Here is a 6,248-nt window from a genome sequence, read left to right as displayed (position 1 = left end):
CCCATGCCCATACCTGGAAGTCCTAAAATACGTTGGTAATCATATGTCATATTTTTCACCTGCTTTTTTTATAGTCTTTTACATGCTATGCTAAATTTAATTTTGAGAGCTTTTACTACTGTTAAATAGGCAAATATATACTGGTTCTTTTCATTACAAAAAGTGGTCGGTCAATTGGGTTTTATTGGAATTTAAGTTAATTCATTGGAATACAAAAGCAGAGTACAAATAGGGGAGATAGGAAAAGCAAAAATAGAAGATTACCTTGCTTGTCCTATCTTATTATCATCTGAACCATCGCTTCTAGCTTCTTTCTTCTTTCGGCACGTGCTTGAATGGCCTGATCAATGGTTACAGTGATAAAGCGGCACTTGGATAATGGTCTTGATTGAGCGATTAAATCCAGGTCTTGGCTGATAACTGTGCCAATCGTGATAAATCCCCCACCGGTTGTTGCGTCATTTTGCAAAACAATCAATTCTTCCTCGTTTGTAAATAAAACAGAACCAATCGGATAGGCAATATCAACCACATTGGAAAAGCTATTTCCCGCACCGAATGGCGGGTTCTGCTCGGTAAATGACACCTTTGGGCCTTTATAACGGTGAGCAACCCGATTTGATTCATGTGATACTGTCCATTCTGAATTTAGAAAGGTTTTTAGTGCAAGGTCATTCATTAAATAACCCGTAATCCCCATCATTACCCGTAATTCTTGAAAATCACTAAAGGACGGAATAAACTCACTTGGTATCGTTTTGCCGATTTGCTTGAATGCTTCATGTAATGGCTCATTTATTTGGATTCTGTCTCCGGCGGCTAATTTTCTTCCTTGAAAACCGCCAATTCGACTTAATTCATAGGTAGATTTACTGCCCATAACATTAGGAACATTAATACCGCCTGAGATGCATAAATAGCTTTTTACCCCTTTAGGGCAAGCCTTTATTTTCAAAACATCCCCTTCTTTTACTTGGTGGGATTCCCAGAAAGAGATCGACTTGTTATTTAAATAAGCTTCCATTGGGGCACCTGTTAAGGCGATAATGCATTTTTTATGGAACTCAAACTCTCCGCCGATTAACGTCATTTCAAGCGCTGCACAATCTTCGGGGTTATCGACTAGAAGATTTCCAATCATAAACGAGTATTTATCAGCCGCTCCTGATGGAGGTATACCCAAATGATATTTTCCCACTCGTCCCATGTCCTGTACGGTTGTCCACAGTCCAGAATCCTTTACCTCTATCATTTAAAAATCCCCCATTAGCTCTTGGATATATTGTTTGCCTTTTTCGGCATATTCAAGTGGAGATAGGTCAATTTCTTTCATTTTAAGGCGATACTTACCTGCCTTCTCTTCACTCGTAATCTTATGATATTCAGATTCATTTATTGGACGGTATTTCCAAATATCGCCCGGCCTTGCCAAAAAGGAGGTCTCCTTTAAATCTTCTGAGTGATTAGGCTGATCGACTACAGAAACGGCAGACCTTCCTATCAGCTGATAGGTACCTGGTCCGCTTACAGGATAAATGACATTGAATGCTCCGCCAAGACCCATGCCTCTTTCCGGTGTTTCCGTTCGGGGGCTATTGTATTTAGGTGCTTGAATGATTTCGTCTGGCTGTAATCCAAGGGGGAAATGCCAGGCCGTTCCCGGAAGAAAACCGACCATCGTAATTAAATATGGAGTTTCAGAATGGGCTTTAATAAATGCTTCCTTGTCTTTAAATCCATTAACCTTCATGACAAATTCGAAGTCTGATAGATTGGGTGAAGGGTGTCTATTCCGAAAGCGGAAGGAAAATTCCTTTGAAACAGAGTCATCATACCATGCCGGAATTTCCACTATTCGGACTGAAAAATGCAGCTTTGTTGGATCGCTTTTCGTTAAATCAATGTCTTTTAATAAATCTAGTAAATCTCTTGCCGGGATGATATCCGGATTGTAGCGGACTAAATAGGATGAATTGGATGGAACAATCTCCATAATCCCCGGGATTTTTCTTTTTCTTAGCTCGTCCGTTACGGCCAATGCCTTAAAGTTACTCTCAATCCTCATATCACGGGATATTTCAGCATAAATATATTCATCCCCGCCGAAATTAAAATGAGTTTCAGGCAAATTAAATATTTGAAGTCACTCCTCTCATTATTTCAGCTTTTTTATTCGTCTGCTGATCGTTGCTGGACTCACTCCTAGCACCTTGGATAATTTGTCGGCAGTTCGATATTTTTGCATTCCCCGCTCAATTAATTGGGTTTCTAATTCTTCAACAGCTTCTTTTAAAGGCATTAGTTCTAAAACAAATAGCTGCTTTTTCTTCTTTTCCACTTCTCCGTACAGATATTTTAATGCGTGTTCCCGCTGAATCCATTCACCATCTGTCAGCAGAATTAACCGTTCTACAATATTTTGGAGCTCCCTTACATTCCCAGGCCATGCATACGTCTCCAATACTTCAATGGCTTCTGGGGTGAAGCTTTTTTTAATATCATACATTTGTTTAAATTTCTCCAAAAAATAAATCGACAAAGGCAGAATATCTTCTTTTCTCTCACGTAAAGCCGGAATACGAAATGGAATGACATATAATCGGTAGTATAAATCTTCCCTAAACTCTCCTTGATTGACCATTTCCCGTAAGTCCTTATTTGTCGCTGTAATAATCCGAACATTAATAGAAATCGGCCTTACCCCGCCTATCCTTGTCACTTCCCGCTCCTGTAACACACGCAATAGCTTTACCTGCATATTTAAAGGCAACTCACCTATTTCATCAAGAAAAAGAGTGCCATTATTAGCGATTTCAAATAAGCCTGCTTTCCCATTTTTGTCTGCGCCCGTAAAGGAACCCTTTTCATAGCCGAATAGTTCACTTTCGATCAGGTTTTCCGGTATCGCCCCACAGTTAATTCGAACAAACGGCTGCTTGCTTCTAGGACTAGCTGTATGGATTTGCTGGGCAAATACTTCTTTCCCGACTCCAGAATCACCTTCTAGTAAAATAGTTGAATTAAATTGGGCCACTCTTTTTATTTCTGTTACTAACAGTTCAATTTTTTTTGAACGGTACACAAGCCGTTTTTCGTTATTATTTAATTCGTGTCGATTATGTAAGGTTTGATCTGAATCGTCCTCTGATTGATCTTTAAGTGAAGTGCTTTGCTGAGTTATATCCCTTGAAAGAACAACTACTTTTTCTAATTTTCCTTCGTGATAAACAGGAGTCGCAATCGACCAAACTCTACTGCTCCCAGCAGAATCTTGAATGGCTGTCACCTTTTTCTTTTGCTTCTTGCACAAATCAAAGACATTTGGCTGAAAAATATTCCTTTTCGAGAATTCATCGATATTTTTCCCGATGATATTCTCAGGCTTTTCCACCTTCCAAAAGTCTCCTAGAAACATGCCAGCGACACGGATGATTTTTCCACTTCCGTCAATCACGAGTATTTGTTCTTGGGATGATGCATAAACAGCCTGTAAATCAGAATTTAAATTTCGAACAAAGTCTAGCTCATGTACAGCTTCCTCAAAAACTTCTCTAGAGAAAAAAACATGGACAAGTCCTGTTATGTTCCCATCAATCTGTAAAGGATAAAAATTTCCGCTTATTTGTTTGAAATTAATCGATGAGTTTACGCTTACAAGCGTTTCCCCGTCCATTACTTTATCTAGATCTTTATCATTCGTTAGAAGGGTTTTATAATTTCGAAGCATTAGAAATGAACTTGGAATTCCTAAAATATTTTCAGCTGTTTCATTAATAAATTCAATTTGGTAATGAACATTTGTCCTGACAATCCCTACGCCTGCTCCATGTAATAGCAGATTGATATCCTTTAATCGCAACTCACTAATGTGGTGCCTTGCCTGTTCAATAGTCGTATAGCCAACAAATTCTTCCTTCTCATTAACCCCAATTATTAAAGAAACATTATGATAAAATTCAACCGGAGAAAACTGCGGGACTTTTAAAATATCATTTCTATATGTAATGGGCTGTGTTAGATCCGAGGCTTGGGCAATTTGATTCAATAAAAGCTCCTTCGTACAATAACCTACTAGAGACCCTTGATCTGTTACCAAAACAATATCCAAATTTTGATTGGAAAAATGGTGAATAACATCCTCAATTGAACTGCGAACATCAACAAAGATTGAAATCGGCTTCAGAATATCCTTCCAAATAATCAACCTATCCGACCCCTCCTGTTAGAACGAACCTCATTTACACCTATTATACTTTTTCTAGAAACAGATAGGAAATTAATAGCCTGAATATAAAGATATTTTCACTTATTCTGACTTATCGCTTTATCATACGATTCAGGAGTATCAATATCAAATAAAATGCCGCGATCATCCATAGAGATGGATTGACGATGGGGGATTTTATTCATTATCGCTTTTGCGCCACGATCCCCTTGGAGCTCCATAAATATATTTCTATTTGGATGACCGAAAAAAACGGGATGACCTGTAATTCCATGATATTCAGGCTGAATAACGAAACCTTCGTGTTGTTTGTTAAGCAAATCTTTTCCGAATTGATAAATGGATTGAACAGTGCTTTCTGCAATAAAAGGAAGATCGCCGAGGAATACCATCACCCCGGAATGGCAGTCTCCTGCGTTTATAATGCCTGTCTTTAAAGAAGACCCTTGCCCAGATAAATAATCTTCATTGAATACCCAGCGAAAACGCGGATCCTCAATCAAAATAGATTTTTGTATTTTAGCAGCTTCACAGCCAATAACCGTTATGATTTCGGAAAAATCAGCTGAGAGTGCAACTCGAATGACATGCTCTAGAAGCGGAAGTCCATTTAATTCAAGTAACTGCTTAGGCTGCCCCATTCGGGATGACGTACCGGCGGCAAGAATTACAGCACAAACGGATGGGTTAATTGTATGTCCTTTCATACGGGCTCCTTCGTATTTGATGCTCGATGAATATATTCAGATCCTTGTAAAAACCCGCCTGAATGGCCATTTTTTTTCGCAACTACCTCCGCTAGAATACTAAGGGCGATTTCTTCTGGTGATACAGCTCCAATATCTAAACCAATTGGACTGTACATTCTATTAAGTTCATTTTCATCGAAAAAGACACCGGCTTCTTCCAGTCCCTCTATCATCCGAATGCGGCGGGAGCGTGGGCCAAGAACACCAATATATGGCGATGGTGAGCGCAATACAAACTTTAATGTTTCCTGGTCCCTCTCAATATGGTGATTCATCACTACGATATATGTTCTTCGGCCAATCTTAATTTTCTCCTGAAATTCACTCGTTTTGACGATCAGCCTGTTTGTCCCTGGAAAACGTTCCTCATTATTGTAAAATTCCCGCTGGTCTACAACAGTTGTTTTGAATCCTAATGAAACCGCATATTTTGCCACAGGAATGGCATCGTGCCCAGCACCGAAAATCATCAATTCAACTGGGGGAATATATACATCTATAAAAACATGAACATCATTGCCGTCCGGCAGGGTAAATACCCGTGTCTCTGATTTTGGATTTGATTCATTTAATTTTCTTCTTGCCAACTCGATTACCCTTAGGTTAATATCCTCATCGCCAAGATCGCCAATCGTTTTGTGGCTTCCAGAAATAAATAAGCGGCAAGGCTCATTCGTTTGTTGTGATGGATTGATTGGCAGGATTGTCGCCAGAACACACTCCTGCTCTTCCTCGAAACTCGTTAACCATGCTTCAAATGGTGATAGGTTTAACATTTTACCCCTCCATCAATTATTTAATAAGGCTCGACAGGTTCGATATAAATTTTCACTGTGCCCGGGCAGCCAAGTCCGAGTCCCCAGACTAAATCCTCGTCTAAATCGTATGTCTTTAAAATAGGGGCACCTGACGCTATTACAGATTTTGCCACTTCAGCAACATCCGACTCCAAACATCCTCCTGAAATCATCCCAATCATATTATCTTCCTCATCAACCAGCATTTTCGCCCCTTCTCTTTTATAAGCTGAACCCGCAACACTTACAACAGTGGCTAATGCCGATTTCCGGCCTAATTTTCGTGTGTTATTAATGGCTTCAATTATTAATTCATTGTCAGTCATACTTTTACCTCCCAAAAATATCAAATTATCCCAATTTAAAAAGGAGCGTTTCTCAATTAAGATCCGCCCCCTATTCTATTAAACTATTTTTTAAAACAATGGTTCCCGTTCAACGGCGATTTTCTGAATTGCGGGCACCAGTAGCTCTCTT

General features: G+C 39.3%; 6 protein-coding genes. All 6 read right to left on the bottom strand.

Annotation, left to right across the window (positions count from 1 at the left end; all coding sequences use genetic code 11):
* Nucleotides 1-274: 274 nt before the first annotated feature.
* Nucleotides 275-1,252 (bottom strand): biotin-dependent carboxyltransferase family protein, encoded by a 978-nt coding sequence (locus V7122_RS18920; RefSeq protein WP_335528253.1) that lies wholly within the window; start codon nucleotides 1,250-1,252, stop codon nucleotides 275-277.
* Nucleotides 1,253-2,128: a 5-oxoprolinase subunit B family protein gene (locus V7122_RS18915; protein WP_335528250.1), complete on the bottom strand. Its 876-nt coding sequence runs from the start codon at nucleotides 2,126-2,128 to the stop codon at nucleotides 1,253-1,255.
* 27 nt (nucleotides 2,129-2,155) lie between these two features.
* Entirely contained in the window at nucleotides 2,156-4,204 is a 2,049-nt protein-coding gene (locus V7122_RS18910) for a sigma 54-interacting transcriptional regulator (RefSeq protein WP_335528247.1), read from the bottom strand.
* A 98-nt stretch (nucleotides 4,205-4,302) separates the two neighbouring features.
* A complete protein-coding gene (locus tag V7122_RS18905; protein ID WP_335354044.1) occupies nucleotides 4,303-4,932 on the bottom strand; it encodes a nucleotidyltransferase family protein in 630 nt (209 codons plus the stop codon).
* A complete protein-coding gene (locus tag V7122_RS18900; RefSeq protein ID WP_335354043.1) occupies nucleotides 4,929-5,750 on the bottom strand; it encodes an XdhC family protein in 822 nt (273 codons plus the stop codon). The genes V7122_RS18905 and V7122_RS18900 overlap by 4 nt, the downstream gene beginning before the upstream one ends.
* A gap of 20 nt (nucleotides 5,751-5,770) precedes the next feature.
* Complete coding sequence (locus V7122_RS18895; RefSeq protein ID WP_335354042.1) at nucleotides 5,771-6,097, bottom strand: XdhC family protein; 327 nt, start codon at nucleotides 6,095-6,097, stop codon at nucleotides 5,771-5,773.
* Nucleotides 6,098-6,248: the final 151 nt, after the last annotated feature.

The organism is Bacillus sp. JJ1532 (assembly GCF_036965085.1).
Taxonomy (GTDB): Bacteria; Bacillota; Bacilli; order Bacillales; family Cytobacillaceae; genus Cytobacillus.
This window is presented reverse-complemented; position numbering and strand designations above follow the sequence as displayed.